General features: G+C 46.8%; 21 protein-coding genes. 15 read left to right on the top strand and 6 right to left on the bottom strand.

The genetic code is table 11. The features are described 5' to 3' along the window. Positions 1–33 precede the first annotated feature (33 nt). The 5 genes from R7Z49_RS04915 to R7Z49_RS04895 all read right to left on the bottom strand — a co-directional run bounded on the left by R7Z49_RS04915 (position 34) and on the right by R7Z49_RS04895 (position 5,051). On the bottom strand, positions 34–942 hold the full coding sequence (locus R7Z49_RS04915) for a hydroxymethylglutaryl-CoA lyase (RefSeq protein ID WP_318111405.1): 909 nt from the start codon (positions 940–942) through the stop codon (positions 34–36). Next, positions 942–1,781 (bottom strand): enoyl-CoA hydratase-related protein, encoded by an 840-nt coding sequence (locus tag R7Z49_RS04910; RefSeq protein ID WP_042521092.1) that lies wholly within the window; start codon positions 1,779–1,781, stop codon positions 942–944. Before R7Z49_RS04910 ends, R7Z49_RS04915 begins: the two co-directional genes overlap by 1 nt. A 29-nt stretch (positions 1,782–1,810) precedes the next feature. Then, on the bottom strand, positions 1,811–3,415 hold the full coding sequence (locus R7Z49_RS04905; protein WP_025767660.1) for a carboxyl transferase domain-containing protein: 1,605 nt from the start codon (positions 3,413–3,415) through the stop codon (positions 1,811–1,813). A 25-nt stretch (positions 3,416–3,440) separates the two neighbouring features. Beyond that, positions 3,441–4,610 (bottom strand): isovaleryl-CoA dehydrogenase, encoded by a 1,170-nt coding sequence (locus tag R7Z49_RS04900; protein ID WP_248525410.1) that lies wholly within the window; start codon positions 4,608–4,610, stop codon positions 3,441–3,443. Between the two features lie 66 nt (positions 4,611–4,676). After that, positions 4,677–5,051, bottom strand: a complete 375-nt coding sequence (locus tag R7Z49_RS04895; protein ID WP_017821195.1) for a MerR family transcriptional regulator — start codon at positions 5,049–5,051, stop codon at positions 4,677–4,679. Positions 5,052–5,326: 275 nt separating this feature from the next. On the opposite strand from R7Z49_RS04895, the gene R7Z49_RS04890 reads away from it, so the two are divergent. From R7Z49_RS04890 to R7Z49_RS04830, 13 genes are all read left to right on the top strand, one after another. Next, positions 5,327–6,538, top strand: a complete 1,212-nt coding sequence (locus R7Z49_RS04890; RefSeq protein ID WP_318111403.1) for an acetyl-CoA C-acyltransferase — start codon at positions 5,327–5,329, stop codon at positions 6,536–6,538. Between the two features lie 23 nt (positions 6,539–6,561). Continuing rightward, a complete protein-coding gene (locus R7Z49_RS04885) occupies positions 6,562–8,055 on the top strand; it encodes a CoA-acylating methylmalonate-semialdehyde dehydrogenase (RefSeq protein ID WP_064354633.1) in 1,494 nt (497 codons plus the stop codon). 19 nt (positions 8,056–8,074) lie between these two features. Next, positions 8,075–9,229, top strand: coding sequence for an acyl-CoA dehydrogenase family protein (locus R7Z49_RS04880; RefSeq protein WP_186585217.1), 1,155 nt, complete (start codon positions 8,075–8,077; stop codon positions 9,227–9,229). A 38-nt stretch (positions 9,230–9,267) separates the two neighbouring features. Then, positions 9,268–10,053, top strand: a complete 786-nt coding sequence (locus R7Z49_RS04875) for an enoyl-CoA hydratase (protein ID WP_145472032.1) — start codon at positions 9,268–9,270, stop codon at positions 10,051–10,053. Positions 10,054–10,061: 8 nt separating this feature from the next. After that, complete coding sequence (locus R7Z49_RS04870; RefSeq protein WP_186585218.1) at positions 10,062–11,201, top strand: enoyl-CoA hydratase/isomerase family protein; 1,140 nt, start codon at positions 10,062–10,064, stop codon at positions 11,199–11,201. A gap of 11 nt (positions 11,202–11,212) precedes the next feature. Beyond that, complete coding sequence (mmsB, locus tag R7Z49_RS04865; protein WP_318111402.1) at positions 11,213–12,118, top strand: 3-hydroxyisobutyrate dehydrogenase; 906 nt, start codon at positions 11,213–11,215, stop codon at positions 12,116–12,118. Positions 12,119–12,228: 110 nt separating this feature from the next. Continuing rightward, entirely contained in the window at positions 12,229–12,987 is a 759-nt protein-coding gene (locus R7Z49_RS04860; protein ID WP_005375778.1) for an SDR family oxidoreductase, read from the top strand. Between the two features lie 798 nt (positions 12,988–13,785). After that, positions 13,786–14,667 carry a ubiquinol oxidase subunit II gene (gene cyoA, locus R7Z49_RS04855; protein WP_005388604.1) on the top strand — a complete coding sequence of 294 codons (882 nt, stop codon included), beginning with the start codon at positions 13,786–13,788 and terminating at the stop codon, positions 14,665–14,667. A 5-nt stretch (positions 14,668–14,672) separates the two neighbouring features. Beyond that, positions 14,673–16,709, top strand: coding sequence for a cytochrome o ubiquinol oxidase subunit I (cyoB, locus tag R7Z49_RS04850; RefSeq protein ID WP_005375781.1), 2,037 nt, complete (start codon positions 14,673–14,675; stop codon positions 16,707–16,709). Next, positions 16,699–17,301, top strand: a complete 603-nt coding sequence (gene cyoC, locus R7Z49_RS04845) for a cytochrome o ubiquinol oxidase subunit III (RefSeq protein WP_005375782.1) — start codon at positions 16,699–16,701, stop codon at positions 17,299–17,301. The genes cyoB and cyoC overlap by 11 nt, the downstream gene beginning before the upstream one ends. Further along, positions 17,301–17,612: a cytochrome o ubiquinol oxidase subunit IV gene (gene cyoD / locus R7Z49_RS04840; protein ID WP_005375783.1), complete on the top strand. Its 312-nt coding sequence runs from the start codon at positions 17,301–17,303 to the stop codon at positions 17,610–17,612. Before cyoC ends, cyoD begins: the two co-directional genes overlap by 1 nt. Continuing rightward, positions 17,573–18,487 (top strand): heme o synthase, encoded by a 915-nt coding sequence (cyoE, locus tag R7Z49_RS04835; protein ID WP_033906955.1) that lies wholly within the window; start codon positions 17,573–17,575, stop codon positions 18,485–18,487. Before cyoD ends, cyoE begins: the two co-directional genes overlap by 40 nt. A 670-nt stretch (positions 18,488–19,157) precedes the next feature. Continuing rightward, complete coding sequence (locus tag R7Z49_RS04830) at positions 19,158–20,264, top strand: NADH:flavin oxidoreductase (RefSeq protein ID WP_025767668.1); 1,107 nt, start codon at positions 19,158–19,160, stop codon at positions 20,262–20,264. Positions 20,265–20,344: 80 nt separating this feature from the next. Here the strand turns inward: R7Z49_RS04830 and R7Z49_RS04825 are convergent, their stop codons facing one another. Further along, positions 20,345–21,235 (bottom strand): LysR family transcriptional regulator, encoded by an 891-nt coding sequence (locus R7Z49_RS04825; RefSeq protein ID WP_005375788.1) that lies wholly within the window; start codon positions 21,233–21,235, stop codon positions 20,345–20,347. Positions 21,236–21,390: 155 nt separating this feature from the next. Between R7Z49_RS04825 and R7Z49_RS04820 the strand changes: the two genes are divergently transcribed. Then, positions 21,391–21,789: a RidA family protein gene (locus R7Z49_RS04820; protein WP_318111399.1), complete on the top strand. Its 399-nt coding sequence runs from the start codon at positions 21,391–21,393 to the stop codon at positions 21,787–21,789. Positions 21,790–21,862: 73 nt separating this feature from the next. Next, positions 21,863–23,323, top strand: a complete 1,461-nt coding sequence (locus tag R7Z49_RS04815) for an aldehyde dehydrogenase family protein (RefSeq protein WP_025767670.1) — start codon at positions 21,863–21,865, stop codon at positions 23,321–23,323. Positions 23,324–23,328 lie beyond the last annotated feature (5 nt).

Genomic DNA, 23,328 nt, shown 5'->3' with positions numbered 1-23,328 from the left:
GGGTTGGGAGAATTTGAGGTGCCGGATGGCCTTCTACGAAAGTGATAATACGCGGTTACGCAATGCTAATGACACTTTTGATGTAGGCTGCCGACCCAGCTCTTCGCTGATCATCCAGCCAGCTTTAGCCAGTAGCTCTAAGTCGATCCCCGTTTCTATTCCTAACCCTTGGCATAAATACAGTACATCCTCCGTTGCGACATTTCCTGATGCGCCATGAGCGTATGGGCATCCACCCAGCCCAGCTACACTACTGTCGATGGTATTGATGCCCATACTCAATGCCTGATAAATGTTGGTGAGAGCTTGTCCCCATGTGTCGTGGAAATGGACAGCAAGCTGGCGAAGAGGTGCAACCAACATGACGGCTTCCAGCATAGCAGCGATACGGTTTGGCGTGCCTGTACCGATTGTGTCGCCTAGAGACACCTCATAACACCCTAAATCGATGAGTGATTTGACCACGCTCGCCACTTGTTTAGGGGCTGTCGGGCCATCGTAAGGGCAGTCGGCAAAGCAGGATAGATAGCCACGAACAGGGATGCCGTGTTTGGTGGCTAATCGCATTACAGGTTCGAAGCGAGTTAGGCTTTCTGCAATCGAGCAATTGATATTGTGTTGGCAGAATCCTTCTGATGATGAAGTGAAAATCGCGACCTGATTGGCACCAGCCTCCAAGGCTTGTTCGAAGCCTTTTAGGTTTGGTGTCAGGGCAGAATAAGTAACATGATTTCGCCTTGTTATTGCTTTCATGACCTCTGTTGAGTCCGCCATTTGTGGCACCCATTTGGGCGAAACAAAAGAGCCCGCCTCAATATGCGTTAACCCAGTATCAGAGAGTAAGTTGATCAGCCGGATTTTAGTCTGGGTCGCAACAGGAGGTTCATTTTGCAACCCATCTCTAGGACCTACTTCGACAATCTTTACTTTGGAAGGTAGCATTACTTGTCCTGTGACTTGGTGACCCAACTTGGGCTACGTTTTTCAAGAAACGCTTGCAGCCCATCTTGACCTTGGGGTGATACTCTAATGTCCGCAATGAGCTTGCTAGTATAGTGAATCAGTTGTTGATCGATGGGGTTTTGATGACATTGATGGCAGAGCGTTTTCGCTTTACGCATCGCATCTGGGCTATTCAGTAGCAACGTCTTGATTACGCTATCGACCGCATTTTCAAGCTGTTTGGCTTCTTTCACTTCGTGCACAATACCAAACCGTTCGGCATCTTCGGCTGAAATGACTTCACCACTTAAGATATAGCGTCTAGCTTGTCTATTCCCCATCGCGCGCATGACGTAAGGCGCAATGGTCGCTGGAACTAAACCAAGCTTAACTTCACTTAAGCAAAAGTTGGCACTTTGGCTTGCGATGGCGATATCACTACAACAAATCAACCCTAAAGCACCACCATAAGCGGAACCTTGAACAACTGCGATGGTGGGTTGAGGGAACGAATCTAATGTTTCCATGAGTCTTGCCAAGTTTTGGGCATCAACGAAGTTATCTTGCCTCGTGCTGTCGGCCATCGACTGCATCCAATTCAAATCGGCCCCGGATGAAAAGTGCTTGCCGTTACTTCTTAATACCAAGCACCGCACATCCGTTCGTAAAGCGAGATAATCTAGGCGGTGGATCAGCAAGTCGATCGTACAAGCGTCAAAAGCATTGTGTTTAGCTGTTCTGTTTAGGGTAATGGTCGCTACGCCATTATCATCGACATGCCAAAGAACATCATCTTGCCTTTGGGCGTTGGGAATAATGCTTGGTTGCATTTCCTGCATACTAACTTCCTTAATTCATCTTTGGATGTTTACATTCTGAAGACGCCAAACTCGCTATCAGGAATGGGGGCATTTAATGCTGCCATTAACGCTTGACTCAACACCTGACGCGTTTTTTTAGGGTCAATAATTCCGTCATCCCATAGCCGAGCACTCGCAAAATAGGGATGTCCTTGTGTTTCATACAAGCCTATGATCGATTCTCTAAAAATGTGCTCTTCTTGCTCTGACCACTCTTCCCCCTGACGTTCCTTCGCGTCTTTTCGAACTTGTGTTAAAACGCCTGCTGCTTGTTCTCCGCCCATAACAGAAATACGCGCGTTCGGCCACATCCACATCATGGTTGGATCATACGCTCGGCCGCACATGCCGTAATTACCAGCGCCGTACGATCCACCGATGATCACGGTAAACTTCGGCACGTCAGCACAAGCGACGGCCATCACTAGCTTGGCGCCATGTTTTGCGATGCCTTCTTCTTCAACCTTTTTTCCGACCATAAAGCCGGTAATGTTTTGGAGAAAGAGAAGCGGTGTTTTCCGTTTGGCGCACAGCTCAATAAAGTGCGCGCCTTTTTGTGCCGATTCAGAAAACAAGATACCGTTGTTTGCCACAATACCAATCAAGTGTCCTTGAATACGAGCGAAGCCACACACTAGCGTTCTGCCGTACAAGGCTTTGAATTCGTCGAAATCAGAATCATCGACGATGCGGGCAATAATTTCTCGAACGTCGAATGACAGTCGTAAGTTGGCATTCACAATTCCGTAGATTTCTTCTGCGTCGTAGCGGGGAGGAAGCACGGTGTTTTCTGGCTTAACAGGTCTTGTTCTATTGGCATTGGCAATGGCTTCTCTCGCAAGCATTAGGGCATGTTCATCATTTTCAGCGTAATAATCTGCGACACCAGATTTTCGACAATGCACGTCTGCACCGCCGAGCTCTTCACCCGTCACGACTTCGCCAGTGGCCGCTTTCACCAAAGGTGGCCCCGCCAAAAAAATGGTGCCTTGCTCTTTAACCATAATGGACACATCCGCCATGGCAGGAACGTACGCGCCCCCAGCAGTGCAAAGCCCCATCACAACAGCAACTTGGGGGATGCCTTTCGCCGACATTCTCGCTTGGTTAAAGAAAATGCGACCAAAGTGTTCTTTATCGGGGAAGACGTCGGACTGATGAGGGAGATTTGCGCCACCGGAGTCCACCAAGTACACGCAGGGGAGTTGGCAACGTTGGGCAATCTCTTGCGCTCTAAGGTGTTTTTTTACCGTGAGTGGGTAGTAGGTTCCGCCTTTTACCGAAGCATCGTTGGCGATGACCATGCATTGAATCCCCTCTATGATACCAATGCCGGCGATAACGCCAGCGCAGGGGATCGCTTCGTCATACACTTGCCAGGCGGCAAACTGGCTGATTTCAAGAAAGTCAGTGTTGTCATCAAGCAAGCGCGCGATGCGTTCTCGTGCGGGGAGTTTTCCTTTTTGCCTCTGGTGCTGAATGGCTTTTTCACCGCCGCCCTGTTTGATGGTCTCGATGTGTTGATTAAGTTGAGTGACCAACGTTTCCATCGCAGCTTTATTGGAAAGAAATAACTCGTCAGTTGGCTTAGTTTTACTTTTGATAATGGCCATAATGACTTCCTTGTCGTATGTTCCGTTAGCGAGATTCTTCGAACAACTCTCGGCCTATTAACATGCGGCGAATCTCTGAGGTACCCGCGCCGATTTCATAAAGCTTTGCATCACGTAGCAAACGACCAGCAGGGTATTCATTGATGTAGCCATTCCCACCGAGCAGTTGTATTGCATCGAGTGCCATTTGTGTGGCGAGCTCTGCACTGTACAAAATCGCTCCTGCCGCATCTTTGCGTGTTGCGTTACCTCGATCACAAGCCGCTGCGACGGTATATACATACGCTTTTGCTGCACTCATTCGAGAGTACATATCGGCGATCTTGCCCTGAACTAACTGAAACTCGCCAATGGATTTTCCAAACTGCTCTCGTTCATGTACGTACGGGACCACAATGTCCATGCAAGCTTGCATTATCCCGAGTGGTCCGGCAGCGAGGACGACGCGCTCGTAATCCAGCCCACTCATTAACACCTCGACGCCTTTATTCAACTCGCCAAGGATATTCTCTTTTGGCACTACGCAATGGTTAAATACAAGTTCGCAAGTATTCGAGCCTCTCATGCCTAGCTTGTCCAGCTTTTGAGCATGAGTGAAACCTGCGAAGTTACGTTCAATAATGAATGCGGTAATGCCACGTGAACCTGCGCTGACATCCGTTTTAGCGTAAAGCACCACTACGTCAGCATCGGGCCCGTTTGTTATCCACATTTTGTTGCCATTCAGTACAAAATGGTCGCCCTTGTTCTCCGCTTTCAGTTGCATGCTTATCACGTCTGAACCGGCATTGGGCTCACTCATCGCTAGGGCGCCAACGTGCGTACCATCAATGAGTTTTGGAAGGTATTTTTCGCGTTGAGAAGGCGTGCCGTTACGAAAGATTTGGTTGACGCACAGGTTAGAATGAGCGCCGTAGCTTAGAGCGACAGACGCAGAGGCACGGCTGATTTCTTCCATGGCAACAACATGAGCGAGGTATCCCATGCCTGCACCACCAAGCTCTTCATCGACGGTCACACCAAGCAACCCCATTTCTCCCAACAAAGGCCATAAATGATTCGGGAACTGGTTATCGCGGTCTATCGCAGCGGCGATGGGCGCAATATGTTCCGTAGCAAAGGCATTAACGTGTTCTCGGAGCATATCGATGGTATCACCAAGTCCGAAATTGAGTGGGGTATAGGTGCTTTTCATAACGTCTCCCGGTATCAGAGGTAAGGTGGAAAAGCCGATAGCGGTGTTGCTAATTGAGTATAGCGTTTATGTCTGCTTGCTTTTGAGTGTTTGAATACAACGCTCCTTAGCGGCATTCAACTCAGCCATAACGACGCTGATGTCGTTGAGTTGTTGTTGTAGGACAGCTTGTTTCTCTTCAATGATATTGAGCATTTTCAACAACTGTCCTTCGGTTTGTTGCATGTCGTAGAGCTCGAAAAGTTCACGAATTTCTGCCAACGAAAAACCGAGTCGTTTCCCTCTTAAAATCAGTTTGAGGCGAATTCTATCCCTGCGTTGATAAACGCGCATATTGCCTTTTCGCTCTGGTTCAATCAGACCCACGTCTTCATAAAACCGGATACTGCGAGTAGTAATATCAAACTCCTTGGCGAGGTCACTGATCTTGTATTTTTCCATAACATACTTACCTCGAATAAAAATCCAGTTTCTGGAAATCGAACCTTTAATGGGAAGGTCGAACATCAACTTTGAAATATAAACGCCTGCTTGGTGTGTTTTTTCATCTCATTGTAAAGGCTAGTGCTATGCTTACGTAAACGTCAAGAAATCGCGGAATGAAAGTTTGTTAGTGAAAAAGGCGATAAAGGCTGGTGTGGCGCTTGGTGAGTAATTCTATGTAGGGTGTCATCATTCTGCCAAGTGTTCACATATACCTTAAGGGAATGCGAATCATGGGAAAAGACATCTGGATTGTCAGCGCGAAAAGAACGCCAATTGGGCGCTTTCAAGGCAAGTTGCAAACTTACTCTGCTCCTCAATTAGGCGCACTGGCGATCAAGGCGGCAATGCACGAAGTGAATGTGACTTCGGTGGATGAAGTGTTCATGGGATGTGTGCTTCCAGCAGGGTGTGGACAAGCTCCTGCGAGGCAAGCATCTATGGGGGCCGATCTTCCTTTGGGTGTAGGGTGCACCACCATTAACAAAGTGTGTGGCTCTGGCATGAAGAGCGTCATGTTAGCGCACGATCTCATTAAAGCTGGAACGATTCGCTCAGCCATTGCTGGTGGTATGGAAAGTATGACCAATGCGCCGTATTTGCTGAGGGAGGCGAGAAAGGGAATGCGCATGGGGCACCAGTCTACGTATGACCACATGTTTCTCGATGGGCTACAAGATGCTTACGAAGGGCACTTAATGGGTGTTTATGCTCAGCAAGTCGCTGACAGGCTTAAGTTCACCAGAGAGCAAATGGATGAATGGGCCGTGATGTCGGCAAAACGTGCGTTGGAAGCTCAAGAGCGAGGCTTGTTTGCCGATGAACTTTCGCCGGTTTCACTCAATACCAAGTCAGAACAAGCGGTGCTGGACTACGATGAGCACCCACGCTCGATTGACCTTGGTAAAATTCCTCAACTCAAACCTGCATTCGATGAAAAAGGTACGGTGACCGCTGCTAATTCGAGTGCCATTTCAGATGCCGCGGCGGCTCTTGTGCTTATGGATGAAGACACTGCGCGTCATCAGGGGCTTAAACCACTTGCGATCATCAAGGCGCACTCTACACATGCCAGAAAACCTGCAGAATTTACTTTGGCACCCGTCTACGCAATTGAGCAACTGCTGTTCCAGCTAGATTGGTCAATTTATGAAGTGGACCTGTGGGAAATCAATGAAGCCTTTGCCGTTGTGACACAAATAGCGGTGGCGGAACTTGGACTAGATACGAGCAAAGTAAATATTAAAGGTGGAGCCTGTGCACTTGGGCATCCGATAGGGGCTAGTGGCGCACGAATTCTGGTGACATTGATTCACAGTTTGCGTCAGCTACAAGCGCTAGGCACCAATGGTGATCTCGAAGCCAAAAAAGTGATGCGGGGTGTTGCGTCACTTTGTATCGGTGGTGGAGAAGCCACGGCGATAGGCATTGAAATACCGCTTTAATTGAAATCAGAAAGGAGTAAATGATGACTCGTTTGGTTCCCTTGTTTATTGGTGGCGAGTTTCGTGAATCTCAAACATCGGATTGGGTTGAGGTAACCAATCCTGCCACTAATGATGTCATTGCGTACGTTCCATGTTCCACAGAGCACGAGATGGAAGCTGCCATTGATAATGCGAAAGAGACATTCCAATCCTGGAAGGAAGTGGCAGTATCCGAGCGTGCCAGAGTCATGCTTCGTTATCAGCACTTGCTCAAAGAGCATCATGATGAGCTTGCCACACTGCTTTCTCATGAAACGGGTAAGATTTTAGCGGATGCTAAAGGCGATGTATGGCGTGGTATCGAGGTGGTTGAGCAGGCGGCAAACATTGCTAGCAACATGATGGGCGAAACCGTCGAAAACGTTGCCACGGATATTGATAGTTACTCAATGATTCAGCCCCTAGGTGTGTGTTGCGGCATTACGCCATTTAACTTTCCTGCCATGATTCCGTTGTGGATGTTCCCAATCGCTATCGCTGCGGGCAATACATTTGTGCTTAAACCCTCCGAACAAGTGCCATTGACCTCTATTCGTTTAGCTGAATTATTTGAGCAAGCTGGCGCGCCGAAAGGAGTGTTGCAGATCGTTCATGGCCGCAAAGAGCAAGTCGACTTTCTTCTGGCTCATCCTGATATTCGAGCGGTGTCATTTGTTGGCTCGGTTCCCGTTGCCCGTTATATCTACACCACAGGGACTAAACATTTTAAACGGGTTCAAGCTTTTGCTGGTGCAAAGAATCACATGGTGATCATGCCTGATGCAAACAAAGATCAAGTGGTGAATAACCTAATCGGAGCCTCCGTAGGGGCTGCGGGGCAGCGTTGTATGGCAATTTCTGTTGCGGTATTTGTCGGCGATTCAAAACAATGGATTACAGACCTCAAACAGGCAATGGCGAAAGTACACCCAGGGCCTTGGGACGATGAGCAAGCTGCTTATGGCCCACTGATCAGTGAGCAAGCTAAACAACGCGTATTGGACCTAATTGAAGATGGCAAACAACAAGGCGCAGTGTGTGAACTCGATGGCAGTCAGTGTGAAGTGGAAGGCTTTCCCGATGGAAACTGGATTGGCCCAACCTTGTTTAGCGGTGTAACAGCGAACATGTCGATTTACACGCAAGAGATATTTGGCCCTGTCTTAGTTTGTATGGAAGTCGAAACGTTGCAAGAAGCTATTGAGTTAGTGAATCGCAACCCTTACGGCAACGGAACTTCTATATTTACCGCTAATGGCGCTGCTGCGAGAAAATATCAGCATGACATTCAAGTCGGTCAGGTTGGGATCAATGTGCCAATTCCAGTCCCTTTACCATTTTTCTCCTTTACTGGTTGGAGAGGCAGTTTCTATGGTGATTTACATGCGTATGGTAAACAAGCGGTACGTTTTTATACCGAGACTAAAACGGTGACGGCACGTTGGTTTGATGACGATATTCCGACGGGGCCCAATCTGACCATCCAACTGCGCTGAGTGAATAAAAGGAGCTTTTATGGACTTTGAACTTAATGAAGATCAACGTGCATTTGCTGATACCGCTCAGCAATTTGCCGATGAGTGTTTAGCACCGATGGCGGCGGAGTGGGATGAAAAGCAGATCTTCCCCAAAGACGTATTGAGAGAGGCGGGGGAACTGGGGTTTCTCAGTCTCTACACTCCAGAAGCGCAAGGTGGCCTAGGGCTGAGTCGCTTGGATGCTTCAATTATCTTTGAACAACTGGCCATGGGATGTACGTCCACTACGGCGTTTATGACGATTCACAACATGGTCAGTTGGATGATAGCCAGTTTTGCTACCGATGAAGCCAAAACGCAGTTCTGTCCGAAATTAGTTACGGGGGAGTGGTTAGGCTCCTATTGCTTAACCGAGCCTAATGCGGGATCGGATGCCGCTTCGTTGGCCACAACCGCGAGCAAAAAAGGTGATACTTACGTGTTGAATGGTGGCAAAACCTTTATCTCTGGCGCAGGAGAGACAGATGTTTTGGTCGTGATGGCGCGAACCGGAGAAGCGGGTGCCAAAGGCGTGTCCGCATTTGTTATTCCTGCTCACGCTGATGGTATCAGCTATGGGCGCAAAGAACCCAAAATGGGTTGGAACAGCCAACCAACACGAGCGGTTACTTTTGAAAATGTCGTTATTCCAGCTAGCCATTTACTGGGCGAAGAAGGGCAAGGTTTTGTCTTTGCGATGAAAGGGCTTGATGGAGGGCGTATAAATATTGCGACCTGTTCCGTCGGTACGGCTCAACAGGCCCTCGAGCAGGCGACACAATACATTCAGGAGCGTAAGCAGTTCGGCAAGTCGCTTGCGCAGTTTCAAGCCTTACAATTCAAATTGGCAGACATGGCAACAGAGCTAGTGGCTGCGCGGCAGTTAGTGCGCTATGCCGCCAGCAAACTCGACCGAAATGACCCCGATGCCAAGGCTTATTGCGCGATGGCAAAACGGTTCGCAACCGATGTGGGTTTCCAGGTTTGCGACCACGCGCTGCAGCTTTATGGCGGCTATGGTTACATCAAAGAGTATCCAATGGAGCGTCATTTCAGAGATGTGCGTGTGCATCAAATTCTGGAGGGAACGAACGAAATCATGCGCTTGATCATCGCACGTCGTTTGCTCTCTGAGGAGTCGGCCTTGCTGTAGCGAAGTATTGGATTTGCTCATTGAGAAAGGATTCAGATATGCCATTAACCCAAGAAGCCATTCAACATACGATCACTAATCACGTTGCGGTGGTGACGATGAACAACCCGCCAGCCAATACGTGGACAGCAGAGAGCCTCAAGGTACTGAAGTCGCTGATACTCACACTTAACAATGATAAGCAGGTCTACGCACTGGTTTTAACCGGCAGTGGAGAAAAGTTTTTCTCTGCTGGTGCAGATCTCAAGCTATTTTCTGACGGTGACAAAGCGGTTGCGTTAGACATGGCGCGATGCTTTGGTGAAGCCTTTGAAACGCTCTCGGAATTCCGTGGTGTTTCCATTGCCGCTATTAATGGTTACGCCATGGGTGGAGGTTTAGAAGTGGCATTAGCTTGTGATATTCGAGTCGTTGAAGAGCAAGCGGTACTTGCTTTACCTGAAGCCAAAGTCGGACTTTTGCCCTGCGCTGGCGGTACCCAAAACCTCACAGCGTTAGTAGGGGAAGGCTGGGCAAAGCGTATCATTTTATGTGGAGAGCAAGTCAGCGCTGACAAAGCAAAAGAACTAGGCCTAGTTGAGGAGTTGGTTCCCAAAGGTGAAGCTTTAAGTAAAGCGCTGGAACTTGCTGAATCTGTTGCGAACCAGTCACCATCTTCTGTCGCCGCATGTAAGGCGCTCATTCAAAATATGCGCTCTGCGCCACTTAAGCACGGCTTAATGAAAGAGCGAGAGTTGTTTCTGAATCTTTTTGATACGGAAGATCAAGTTGAGGGTGTTCGCGCCTTTTTAGAAAAACGCCCACCGCAATGGAAAAACCGATAGGAGGCCACATGGCAGGGATGGTAACCATTAGTGAAATAGAGTGCTTAGATGGCGTGCACCGCATTGGCATCGCAACGTTAGACAACACCGCTTCATTGAATGCATTGACGTATGACATGTTAGTCCAACTTAACGATCAGCTTATCAAGTGGCAAGATGATCCACATATGGCTTGTGTGGTACTGACTGGCGCTGGAGAAAAAGCATTCTGTGCTGGTGGTGATGTTCGAGCTATGTATCACGTCATGCATAACGAGAGTAAAGAAAAAATCGTAGAGTTCTGTACGAACTATTTCTCGTTGGAGTATGAGTGTGACTATCTCATCCACACTTACAACAAACCCATTATCGGTTGGGGAGAAGGTATTGTCATGGGCGGTGGGATGGGGCTTTTTATGGGAACCAGCCATAAAGTTGTGACAACAACATCACGCCTTGCTATGCCAGAAATCAATATCGGACTGTATCCTGATGTGGGAGGTACGTGGTTTTTAAGCCAGATAGATCCGCAAGTGGGTTTATTCCTCGGATTGACAGGTTCAATGGTTAATTCAAGTGACGCTGTCACTATTGGTTTGGCCGATTGGTTACTGTTGGAAGAGCAGTATCCCACCTTACTGGATGAGCTGAAGCGGCTCCAGTGGGGCAAAGAAGATGCGAAAGAGTTGGTAACTGCACTACTACAGTTAATGGAAGAACAAGTTATTGATAGCAAACCAACCACGCAAATTTGTCCATACTTAGATCAGATAGAGGAAGCGTGCAAAGGCTTTGATCTTAATACGATAGCACAGCGAATCATGGCTATCGACGGGAACAGTCAGTGGATAGAAAACGCGAAACAAACGTTCGCCGCAGGCAGTCCGATCACCGCGCATATTTGCTTCAGACAAGTGAAAGAGTACCACAGCTTACCGCTTGCAGATTGCTTCCGTTTAGAGTTGAGTTTGTCGGTTCGCAGTGCCTTATTAGGTGAGTTTAAAGAGGGCGTCCGTTCTCGGCTCATTGACCGGGATGGCGAGCCGAGCTGGATATTTAACAGTGTCAGTGAAGTCGATGAAGATGTTATCGATACTTTGTTTACCTCGCTTTGGTCAGATAACGAGCATCCGCTTGCTAATTTGGGTGAACAAACACTAGGTCAATAAGGAGAATGATCATGAGTACCATCGCATTTATCGGTTTAGGAAGGATGGGGCATCCTATGGCGCAAAACTTACTCGCGTCTGGATTTAACGTGCAAGTATTCGATGTCGATAGCGAAGCCGCAAAGCAACTAGTACCTTTTGGTGCGGTGGTGGCGAGCTCTATCGAAGAGGTAGTAGATGGTGCTAGCACAGTCATCACGATGCTACCAGCAGGGTCTCACGTTCGTTCCGTGTATCTTGGTGACTTACACGGTGGCGTAGGTGTCCTCAATCTTGTCTCGCCAAGTACCTTGATGATTGATTGTTCAACCATTGATCCGGACTCTGCGCGATTAGTCGCCAATGAAGCGGCAAATAAACGCGTGTTGTTTGTCGACGCGCCCGTTTCGGGGGGCGTTGCTGGCGCTAAAGCGGCGACATTAACCTTTATTGTTGGTGGTTCGGATCAAGCGTTTTCTAAAGCCAATGCGATTTTGCAGTATATGGGAAAAAATGTTTTCCATGCTGGCAAAGCAGGCGATGGTCAAATGGCAAAAATCTGTAACAACCTTATGCTCGGCATTTTAATGTCTGGTACGTGCGAGGCATTAAACCTAGGTATCGATCATGGACTCGATCCAAAAGTGCTATCAAACATCATGCTGCAAAGCTCTGGCCGAAATTGGGCATTGGAGCTTTACAATCCTTGCCCAGGCGTGATGGACAGTACGCCAGCCAGTCACGATTACCAACCGGGCTTTATGAGCAAACTCATGCTAAAAGATCTCGGCTTGGGGTTAGATGCGGCGTTACAAACACATTCTTCGGTTCCGATGGGGTCGTTAGCGCGCAACTTATATTCTTTCCACAACGCGAGCGGCCACGGCGAGCTCGATTTCTCAAGCTTATTTGAGTTATACAAGAGTAAGAAAGGCTAGACCGAGTTTTGTGACAAACCAGCCCGAGATGGTGACGTAAAATGCGCATCATTTCGGCCAACTTAGACTGGTTGAGGTATAGAACATTACGAGCTATGGAGTGCACCAATATGGACATAAAAAGTAGTGTTATTGCCATTACAGGAGCAGGGCAGGGGCTTGGGCAAATGATGGCCATTACCCTTGCTCAAGCTGGCGCTGATTTAGCGTTATTGGATGTAAACGCCAGTGGCTTAATGGAAACACAAGAGCAGTGTCGAATGCTGAGTGCGAAAGCGTTGACATATCAAGTGGATGTCACCAACGAAATCGATGTTGAAACCACGTTTGAAGCGATTATCCAAGATTTTGGTCAACTCAATGGGTTAGTCAATAACGCTGGCGTGTTAAGAGATGGGTTACTTGTAAAAGCAAAAGATGGCGTGATCAGTAAGATGTCTTTAGATCAATTCAATTTGGTCATGAACGTTAACGTGACAGGAACATTTTTGTGTGGGCGTGAAGCTGCCGTCAAGATGATTGAGAGTGGCTCCCAAGGCGTTATCATCAATATTTCTAGTGTTGCGAGAGCAGGGAATATCGGACAAACCAATTATTCTGCGTCAAAAGCGGCGGTCGCGACCATGGCGACAACATGGGCCCGTGAGCTCGCAAGATACGGTATTCGCGCGGCGGCGGTTGCACCAGGTGTAGTTCATACCGCGATGGCAGAGCAAATGAAACCAGAAGCCATAGAGCGATTAGAAAAGATGATCCCAGTTGGCAGGATGGGCGAAACAAGCGAAATCGCGCATGCAGTAAAATACATTATTGAGAGTGATTACTTTACTGGCAGGGTTTTAGAAGTGGATGGCGGTATTCGTATGTAAGTGACCACTTAAATAAGGCTCTGATAGACCTGAATAATAAGTTTCTTTCCATTTCAACATTTTCTATGTTGTGGAGTGCTAATTCTGCGCAACCCAAATGTATTTACAACTTATGTTTGGATTTACCTTGAGAATGATTTCTCGCAATCCAATAAAGAGATGTAAATACCACTCAAATATTAAGTGAAATCATTAATTTGATGCTGATCACACTTTTGGTTTTTTAGTTTCCGCTTCTCATTAAGGCTATCTGCGTAAATGAAGTTGATAGTCAGTCTCATCAATTTTAAGTTTCAACTATTTGTTTTTAAATAATTAATTGTTGAAGCACGAGAAATTCGTGTTGAGGTTAATATTCGATTTAAAGTGTGTAACTTCCATTAATGGAAGGTTAGTTTCCAGTTGTGGCTAATGAGCTTTAACTTTTTACTCCTCATAATGCGCCAAATGTAACATAGTGTTTCAAAGTGTAACAATAAACTCACGCTAAGAGTGTGGTTTTGATCTCCACTCAATTCCGTTTTGTTTCGCTCTGAGCCCGACGTTACTCATGCTCAACACATAAACATTCTAATGACTATAACAACTGGTTCTTGGCTTGATACCAATCGTATCGTAGCAAATAACGGTTCATTCTAGCTGGTTAAATGCTTGATGACGAAGTTGAAAAATTGTAAGTAGAATAACTACTTATCGAAGTTTTTTCTTGTTCTCATACATTACCTCTGCGCTATTTGTGAGCTTTTATTTACTTTGATTGGCATCTGCTTTGAAACCAGACAACCATCGAGAAAGTTAATGGAAGCCTCAAGATATAAACGCATCTTGTCGAGGGGAAGTTTGGCGTCCGTCATACTTATGCTCTCAGGATGTAATTCAGCTTTACTTGACCCCAAAGGTGCCATTGGTGTGCAAGAAAAAGAGTTAATTATTACTGCTCTTTTGCTGATGTTGATCGTTGTAATCCCTGTGATTTTAATGACGATTTACTTCGCTTACCGATACCGCGCCTCTAACACTGAAGAAGAGTACGCACCCGAGTGGTCACACTCGACCAAAATCGAAGTGGTGGTATGGACAATTCCAATCATCATCATTGCGATTCTTGCGACGATCACATGGCGTTCAACTCATGAACTAGAGCCATCCAAACCTTTGGAAAGTGATGTTAAACCAATGACCATCGAAGTGGTGTCACTCGATTGGAAATGGTTGTTCATATATCCAGAAGAAAACATTGCGACGGTGAACTATGTGGCGTTCCCGAAAGACGTGCCAGTGCAGTTCAAACTGACTTCGGACAACATCATGAACGCGTTTTTCATCCCTCGCTTAGGTACACAGATCTACGCGATGCCAGGAATGGTAACCAAGCTCAACCTGATAGCGAACCACGAAGGTGACTACAAGGGTTTTGCATCGAACTACAGCGGCGAAGGCTTTTCGCAAATGAAGTTCACAGCTTCAGCAATGTCTGATCGTGCTGCGTTCCTAAATTGGGTGCAGAAAGTGAAGGCGAGCCCTGATCGTATTGAAGATTGGGAGCAATACAGCTCACTGGCAGCGCCAAGTATCGCAGAGCCAGTCACTTTGTTCTCTAGCGTTCCTCCGTTCTTGTTCACCGACGTTGTGACTCAGCATCCTGGTTCAATGAACTGTTTGCCTGAAAACCAAGGATAATCGTAATGTTTGGAAGATTAACTCTTGATTCAGTTCCATTCCACGAACCTATTATCGTCATCACCCTAGCGGTTGTGGCGCTGGTTGGTTTAGCCGTAGTTTACGCGGTGACCAAAGCCGGAAAGTGGCAATATTTGTGGAATGAATGGTTTACTTCAGTAGACCATAAAAAACTTGGCTTCATGTACATCGCAGTAGCGATGGTGATGCTTGTTCGTGGTTTTGCTGACGCAGTCATGATGCGTAGTCAGCAACTCCTTTCTTCTGCGGGTGAAGCAGGTTACTTGCCACCGCATCACTACGATCAAATTTTTACTGCCCACGGCGTGATCATGATCTTTTTTGTAGCGATGCCATTGGTCATTGGTTTGATGAACATCATCGTGCCATTGCAGATTGGTGCACGTGACGTGGCTTTCCCGTATCTGAATAACTTGAGCTTCTGGCTGTTTGTTGTTGGTGTCATCCTAACAAACATGTCTCTCGGCTTAGGTGAATTTGGTCGTACAGGTTGGCTAGCGTATCCGCCGCTTTCAGGTATTGAGGCAAGCCCAGGAGTCGGGGTCGACTATTGGATTTGGGCGCTGCAGATATCAGGTGTTGGTACGACGTTAACAGGCGTGAACTTCTTCGCGACCATTTTGCGTATGCGTACACCGTCTATGCCAATGATGAAGATGCCAGTTTTCACTTGGGCGTCTCTGTGTGCAAACATTTTGATCATCATTTCATTCCCAATCCTAACGGTGACTATCGCTCTGCTTACGCTGGATAGATACCTAGGCATGCACTTCTTTACCAATGATCTTGGCGGCAACGTAATGATGTACGTCAACCTGATTTGGGCTTGGGGTCACCCAGAAGTGTACATTTTGATCTTGCCAATTTTTGGTGTGTTCTCAGAAGTCACCGCAACCTTCTCACGTAAAAAGTTGTTCGGTTACACATCGCTAGTTTGGGCTACCGTAGTTATCACGATTCTTGCCTTTGTTGTTTGGCTACACCACTTCTTTACGATGGGGTCTGGCGCGAACGTAAATGCCTTCTTCGGTATTGCCACGATGATCATTTCTATCCCAACAGGGGTGAAGATCTTCAACTGGCTATTCACCATGTACAAAGGCCGCATCCGCTTTACGACGCCAATGATGTGGACGGTGGGTTTCCTGATCACCTTTACTGTTGGTGGTATGACGGGCGTACTAATGGCTGTTCCGGGTGCAGATTTCGTTCTGCATAACTCAGTATTCCTTATCGCTCACTTCCACAACGTTATCATCGGTGGTGTGGTGTTTGGATGTTTCGCTGCGATCACTTACTGGTTCCCGAAAGCGACCGGTTTCACCATGAATGAAACTTGGGGCAAACGTGCGTTCTATCTTTGGATTATTGGTTTCTTAATGGCGTTCCTACCGCTTTATGCGCTGGGCTTTATGGGGATGACTCGTCGTTTAAGCCAAGACATCAACCCAGAATACTTCCCACTGTTGTCGATTGCCGCAGCAGGTACGGTTGTGATTGCGCTGGGCGTATTGTCTCAGTTCATCCAAATTTACGTGAGTATCCGTGACCGCGAGCAAAATCGTGATTTAACTGGTGACCCGTGGGGTGGACGTACTCTTGAGTGGGCAACATCGTCTCCACCGCCGTTCTACAACTTTGCGCACCTACCAAAAGGTGATGTGCTGGATGCCTTCTGGTACCAGAAACAAAGTGGCGAGTTCGATCCAACTAAAGAAGTGGAATACGAACGTATTCATATGCCAAAAAACACGGCAACAGGCATCTACGTGTCGGCTTGGTCGCTCCTATTTGGCTTCGGCATGATTTGGTACATCTGGTGGCTAGCGGCGGCAAGTTTGGTCGGTATTATCGTGACGTGTATTCAGCATAGCTATAACGATGATGTGGATTACTACGTGGAAGTTGAAGAGATCAAAGCAATTGAGGCCGAACGTCGAGCTCAGCTTGAAGAAGCGAAGAAAAACTCAGTGAAAGACAGCGAAAGTAAAGATGATCTGGAGGTGACGTATGCAAACTAATATCGCAGCACATCACGACCATGATCACCACCATGACACGAATGGCAACAAGCTATTTGGCTTCTGGGTTTACCTGATGAGTGACTGTGTACTGTTTGCGACCTTGTTCGCGACATACGCTGTGCTGTCGAGCAATTCAATTGCGGGTCCAACAGGTAAAGACATTTTTGAACTCCCATTCGTGTTTGTCGAAACCATGCTGCTTCTGTTTAGCAGTATCACATTTGGTTTTGGCATTATCGCGATGAAGCGCAACAACGTTGCTGGTCTCAAACGTTGGATGTTAGTCACGTTCGCGCTTGGTCTTGGCTTTATCTGTATGGAGGTCTATGAGTTCCATCACCTGATTGAAGAAGGCTATGGGCCACAAACAAGTGCATTCCTATCGGCATTCTTTACGTTGGTTGGTACGCACGGCTTGCACGTAACCTTTGGTCTGATTTGGTTAGCGGTAGCGTATCATCAACTGTCGACGAAAGGTCTGAACGACAATATGGCAATGCGCTTTAACTGCTTAAGCCTATTCTGGCACTTTCTAGATATCGTTTGGATTTGTGTCTTTACCATCGTTTACTTACTGGGGGTAATGTAATGGATCAACATGTAGAAACCAGTTCGTCAGATTACGTGAAAGGCTTTATTGCCTCACTGATTCTGACGGTAATTCCGTTCTACTTTGTTTGGACGAAATCATTACCAGATACAACGACCTATGCGATTCTATTTGGATGTGCATTAGTGCAGATATTTGTTCACTTTAAATACTTCTTGCACATGGAAACAAAAACATCCGACGGACGTTGGAACCTTGTATCACTGATGTTTACCGCCATTGTTGTACTTATCCTTATCGCTGGCTCGGTATGGATCATCTACAACATGAACGTCAACATGAAGTTGTAGGTCAAGGTATGCTGAAAAGTTATTTGTCTATCACTAAACCGGGCATTATTTTCGGCAACCTGATTTCTGTTGCGGCGGGGTTCTTCCTCGCCGCAAAAACAGAACCAGCCAGTCTAATGCTGTTCGTTACGACGTTAGTTGGTGTTGGGTTAGTCATCGCTTCAGGTTGTGTGGTGAATAATATTTTCGATCGTGATATCGACCAAAAGATGGCACGTACACGAAATCGTGAAACAGTGAAAGGCAACATCAATATCGATATTGCGTTTGTTTATGCACTTGCTTTATTGCTGGTAGGAACCGCACTGTTATTTATCCGAGTGAACCCACTATCCGCTGTCGTCGTGTTGCTTGGCTACGTGTATTACGTGTTCTTTTACACGATGTGGTACAAACGTAACTCGGTGTATGGAACCTTAGTGGGAAGTATCTCAGGCGCAGTTCCGCCATTGGTGGGTTACTTAGCGGTAACAAACTTCATTAGCTTGGAAGCGATTTTACTCTTTACCATGTTCTGTCTCTGGCAAATGCCGCACTCGTATGCCATTGCCATGTTCCGCATGCAAGACTACCGAGAAGCCGGGATTCCCGTATTGCCAGTTAAAGAGGGCATTCATAAAGCTCATCGACACATGAAAGCGTATGTCGTGGCGTTTGGAGCAGCATCATTGGGGTTATTTTTACTAGGTGAAGCCGGGTATGAATACTTAGCGGTTGCAGCGGTTGTTTGCTTTATGTGGACGAAAGTGACCTTTCGCAGCATTGATGACAACAACTATATCGCTTGGTCAAAGTCGGTGTTTAAAGTCTCACTGCTAGTGGTGATGGGGATCAGTGGTGTGCTTGGTGTCGAGTTGATTCCTCTAGCTCTGTAACAACCAAACCTAAGCGTTTGCTAAGCGCCAATATCTTTTGCTGCTGAATGCATGAATGGCCTTACCTAGAAGTAAGGTCATTTAACTTTCTATTGTTCTTTATTTTCCCTGTTTTTCCTGCTCCTCCTCTAGCTTCACTATCACGTATTCATATCTAAAAGCAAAAACAACCAGTGTGTAAAACATAGTGAAGCACGTTTTCGCTGACGCGTAATAATGCCAAGAGATAGTGACTATTAAGCTAAAAAGTATAAACAGCGCAATAACTCTATTCGCCATATGAAAATTCAATATCGATAGTTTGTAATGTAAACATTTGGGGAGAGTGCTAGTTCCCATAGCAGCATACAAACTAACAATGTGAATGTTTGAGTTGAATCACCAGCTAGCGAAATACAAAAGTTTTACGACTGAAAGTGGGTAAGGAAGCACCTTAGCTCCAGTGAAATGAACACGATTAAGAATCATCCTTTTACATAATCTAAAAACTCACCAAACCTTAACCCAGATTAAAGTTTTGTCGTCTCCGAGGCATTAAGGTGCGCCTGTAGTTTGCAGGTCTCAAGGATTCAGAGAAGGAACAGCCATACATTGTGTATCGCTGTTCCTTTTTGGTTCTTGTTTACTTGCGAAAAGATAAAACATAAAGACAACTTTAAGAGGACTGGTTTTGAGCATTTTGTTTTCCGAAGCCCGAATTGGCAACATGACCCTAAAGAACCGTTTTGTGAGAAGCGCAACGTGGGAGAACATGGCGACCGAAGATGGTCACATGACGGTAAAGCTTTACGATATTTACGAAACGCTTGCGAAAGGGGAAGTTGGGCTTATTGTTACGGGTTATGCCAATATCGTTGAAGAAGAGAAACCCAACGCAGGTATGATGGGGATCTACAACGACTCTTTTATTGAAGAATACAAAAAGCTAACAGAGCTAGTACATCTACAAGATTCTAAAATCGTGATGCAAATTGCTTACGGTGGCACCAAAACCACCCATAACGTCGGTGAGCGTGTCATCTTCGCTCCGAGTGACGTGCCTGAGCGTGGTACAAATACGCAAGGCAAAGCGATGACAAAGGACGAAATAGACTACATCGTAAAGGCATTCGCATTGGCGAGTAAACGTGCTCAAGACGCTGGTTTTGACGGCGTAGAGATTCATGCGGCGCACACTTATTTAATTAACCAGTTTTTAAGCCCGTACTATAATCGTCGCGAAGACGAATATGGTGGTGACTTAGAAAATCGCATGCGCTTTCTTTTAGAAATTTATTCTGAAACCAGAAAGCTGGTTGGAAGCGAATTTCCCATCCTCGTTAAACTGACGGCAACAGAGTTCTTTGACGGCGGTTTAACGTTCAATGAAACTCGCGTCGTCTGCAAGAAACTTGAAGAAATAGGCGTTGATGCGATCATCGTATCTGGCAATGTTCACGGCAAAGCAAACGAACTTGTTGGTCAAACGTTCGATGGTTACACACTACAAGAAGAAGGTTACTTTCACGAATATGGTCACGTGATCAGTCAGGACGTTAGCATACCGGTGATTACTGTCGGCGGGCTGAGCGACATTGATGCGATTGAGAAAATTGCAGAAAACACAGGTATCCAATTTTTTGCTGTGTCACGCCCTTTATTGGCTGAGCCACAGTTGATCAAACGTTGGAAAGAAGGCAATCGCGCACCAGTAGATTGTGAACGTTGCTCAAAGTGTCGTACCAAGCGTGGTAACTTTTGCGTGGTGTATAAGAACCGAAATCGTCGCAAAAAATAGAACGAAGCGAATACACAAATACAAATTAGCCTCCACTCTGAATATGGAGGCTTTTAATTATCCGCATGTTAATCGAACCATTATTTATCTTCTTTTTGATAGTTTAAATAATGCACACAAAGATCGTGAAATGCTTTAGCTTGAGGCGAGATCGTGCGATCGGTTAACGTAAATATACCAATTTGCCTTTCAAGTGGTGGATCGATAAGCGGAATCCAAACCAAGCGTGTTTCATTGGTTGGGAAAGCAAGCTTCGGTAGGGTCGTGACACCAATCCCAAGTTCTAAGACAGAAAACAGTGAAGTAATATTTTCGACCGAATAGAGCGCTTGCTGACTCAGAGCTCTTGCTGGGGTTGGATCGAGAAGCGTACAAGTGCCGTTACGGATAAAGGGTTGTTCCAACAAAGTTTGCCACTCGATTCCTTCTGGATGACTTGCAATAGGGTTGTCCTTTAAACACACCACGCCTATTGGATCGGCTAACAGCGGCGTAAAGTCAATGCCGCCCTCATCGAGGTGAGAGGGGTTACCGAGCGCCAAGTCGACTTCACCGGAGAGTAAGCGAGCCTCGACGCCCGCCGCGTTATCATCGATCAAGCTTACTTCTACATTTGGATACTGCTCGCAAAAGGCACCCAACACGCTAGGGATGAGTTTCGCTGCAACAGAAGGAACGCTCGCAATTCGCACTCTCCCTTGCTGTCCGGCCGCGGCAGCTTTGAGATCGTTGTCCAGCGCACTGTAGATATTGAGAAACTGAACCACCTTGGGCAGACAAATTTCACCAAACGGGGTCAATTTGGTTTTGTTTCCGGGTTCAAACAGCGTTTGCCCTAGAATTTTTTCAAGCTCTTTTATCGATGTTGACAGTGCCGCCTGAGAACGATTTGCACGATGTGAAGCGGCTCGAAAGCCTCCTTCCTCGACTACCATCACAAAATGCATTAATTGTTGAAGCTTAATACTCATCCCTAATGCCTCTTAATCCCTTTATTTACGTTATTTTAAACAGAGTGATAAGTTTAATTTATCAAATGTCAAAAATTTACCGTTAGATTTATCGCCTGTCAATGTGCATTATTTAACCATATTGAAACAAAGCTGTTACAAAGGTTGAAAGGCACGTGAATACTCCTACTAAAAAACACCCAGTTAAAACCAGTCTATTTGCTTCTAAAGCGCCGCTTGAATGGGCGATAGTCAACAACGGAACCCTGTATACGGCTCAAATTCCTATTGATGACACAGGCGCGATTGTGGAAGGCGGTATCGAAGCACAAACACGTCAAACCTTTAACAATCTCATTCACACCCTGGAGTGTGCAGGGGAGTCTTTGGACTCGGTGTTGCAGGTCCTGATTTATGTGTCTGACAGAGAATACTTAAAGACCGTTAACCAAGTGTACGCGGAATATTTTGAAGCGCCGTACCCAAATCGCGCCGCCATGGTGGTTGCAGGGTTAGCGCGAGAAGAGATGTTGGTGGAGTTTGTTGTCTACGCGTCGGCAAGCCAACCAGAATAAATCCAACGAGAATAATTAGAGATCAGTGAGTGAGTGGCTTGCCATCACAAATCGGAAGAACAAGGAAAGAACCATGACTTTTATTAACAATGTTCAAGCAGAAAAATCCCTCTATATAGCAGGTGAATGGCAATCGGGCATGGACACCATCGCCAATATTAACCCTTCTGATATCAGCGAAAACATTGGCGATTTCGCACAAGCGAGTGTGTCGCAAGTAGAGCAAGCGATTCAAGCGGCTAAATCAGCGCAGCCAGAGTGGGAAAAAACACCAATCGAGCGCAAGCAAGCAGTGCTACAAGCGATTGGTGATGAGCTCATTGCACGATGTGACGAATTGGGCACCTTGCTTTCGCGTGAAGAAGGTAAGCCATTTGCTGAAGGTCGAGGTGAGATTTACCGTGCTGGCCAATTCTTCCAATACTTTGCTGCTGAGGTTCTGCGTCAAATTGGCGATAGCGCTGCTTCCGTCCGTCCAGGTGTCTCCGTTGAAGTTACTCGCGAAGCCGTCGGCGTTATCGCCATTATCTCTCCTTGGAACTTCCCAACAGCAACAGCGGCTTGGAAAATCGCGCCAGCACTTGCGTTTGGCAACAGCGTCGTCTGGAAGCCTGCCAACCTAACCCCAGCAAGTGCCGTTGCGCTGACAGAGATTATCCATCGCCAAGGTTTACCTGCTGGCACGTTTAACCTCGTTTTGGGCAGCGGTTCGCAAGTCGGTAATACCCTTATCAATTCGAAGGACGTGAACGGCGTTAGCTTCACTGGTTCTGTGGACACTGGCCGTAAAGTTGCAGCGGCAACGGCACCAAATTTTGTGCGTTGTCAGCTAGAGATGGGTAGCAAAAATGCGCTCGTAGTGGCAGATGATGCAGACATTCAGATTGCTGTCGAAGCGACAATCGCAGGCTCATTCTCGGGTGCAGGTCAAAAGTGCACCGCGTCTTCTCGTCTTGTGGTTATGGACGGAATTCACGACGCGTATGTTGAAGCGCTAATCAAACGCATGAGTGAACTTAAAGTGGGTCACGCACTGGAAGAGGGCGTGTTCATGGGCCCAGTGGTTGATGGTAACCAACTGAATGCGAACTTTGAGTGGATCGAAAACGCACGCCAAGCAGGCGCGGAGCTGGCTTTCGGTGGTGAGCGTCTGAGCCTAGAGCATGACGGTTACTACATGTCACCAACTCTGTTTTTAAATACACAGAATGGCTGGGAAGTGAACCAAGAAGAAGTCTTTGCGCCAATGGCGAGCGTGATTCGCGTTTCTGATCTGGATGAGGCAATTGCAGTCGCGAACGATACGCGCTTTGGCCTGACAGGCGGCATTATCACGCAAAGCTTGCGTAATAGCGCGATCTTCAAACAGCAAGTCCAAACGGGCTGCGTCATGGTTAACTTGCCAACTGCGGGTACAGATTATCACGTTCCATTTGGTGGCCGTAAAGAGTCTAGCTTTGGTCCTCGTGAGCAAGGTCAGTACGCCAAAGAGTTCTACACCGTAGTGAAAACCGCTTATCAGCGTCCTTACTAAGATCG

This window comes from Vibrio sp. 1562 (assembly GCF_033340155.1).
Lineage (GTDB): Bacteria > Pseudomonadota > Gammaproteobacteria > Enterobacterales > Vibrionaceae > Vibrio > Vibrio alginolyticus.
This window is presented reverse-complemented; position numbering and strand designations above follow the sequence as displayed.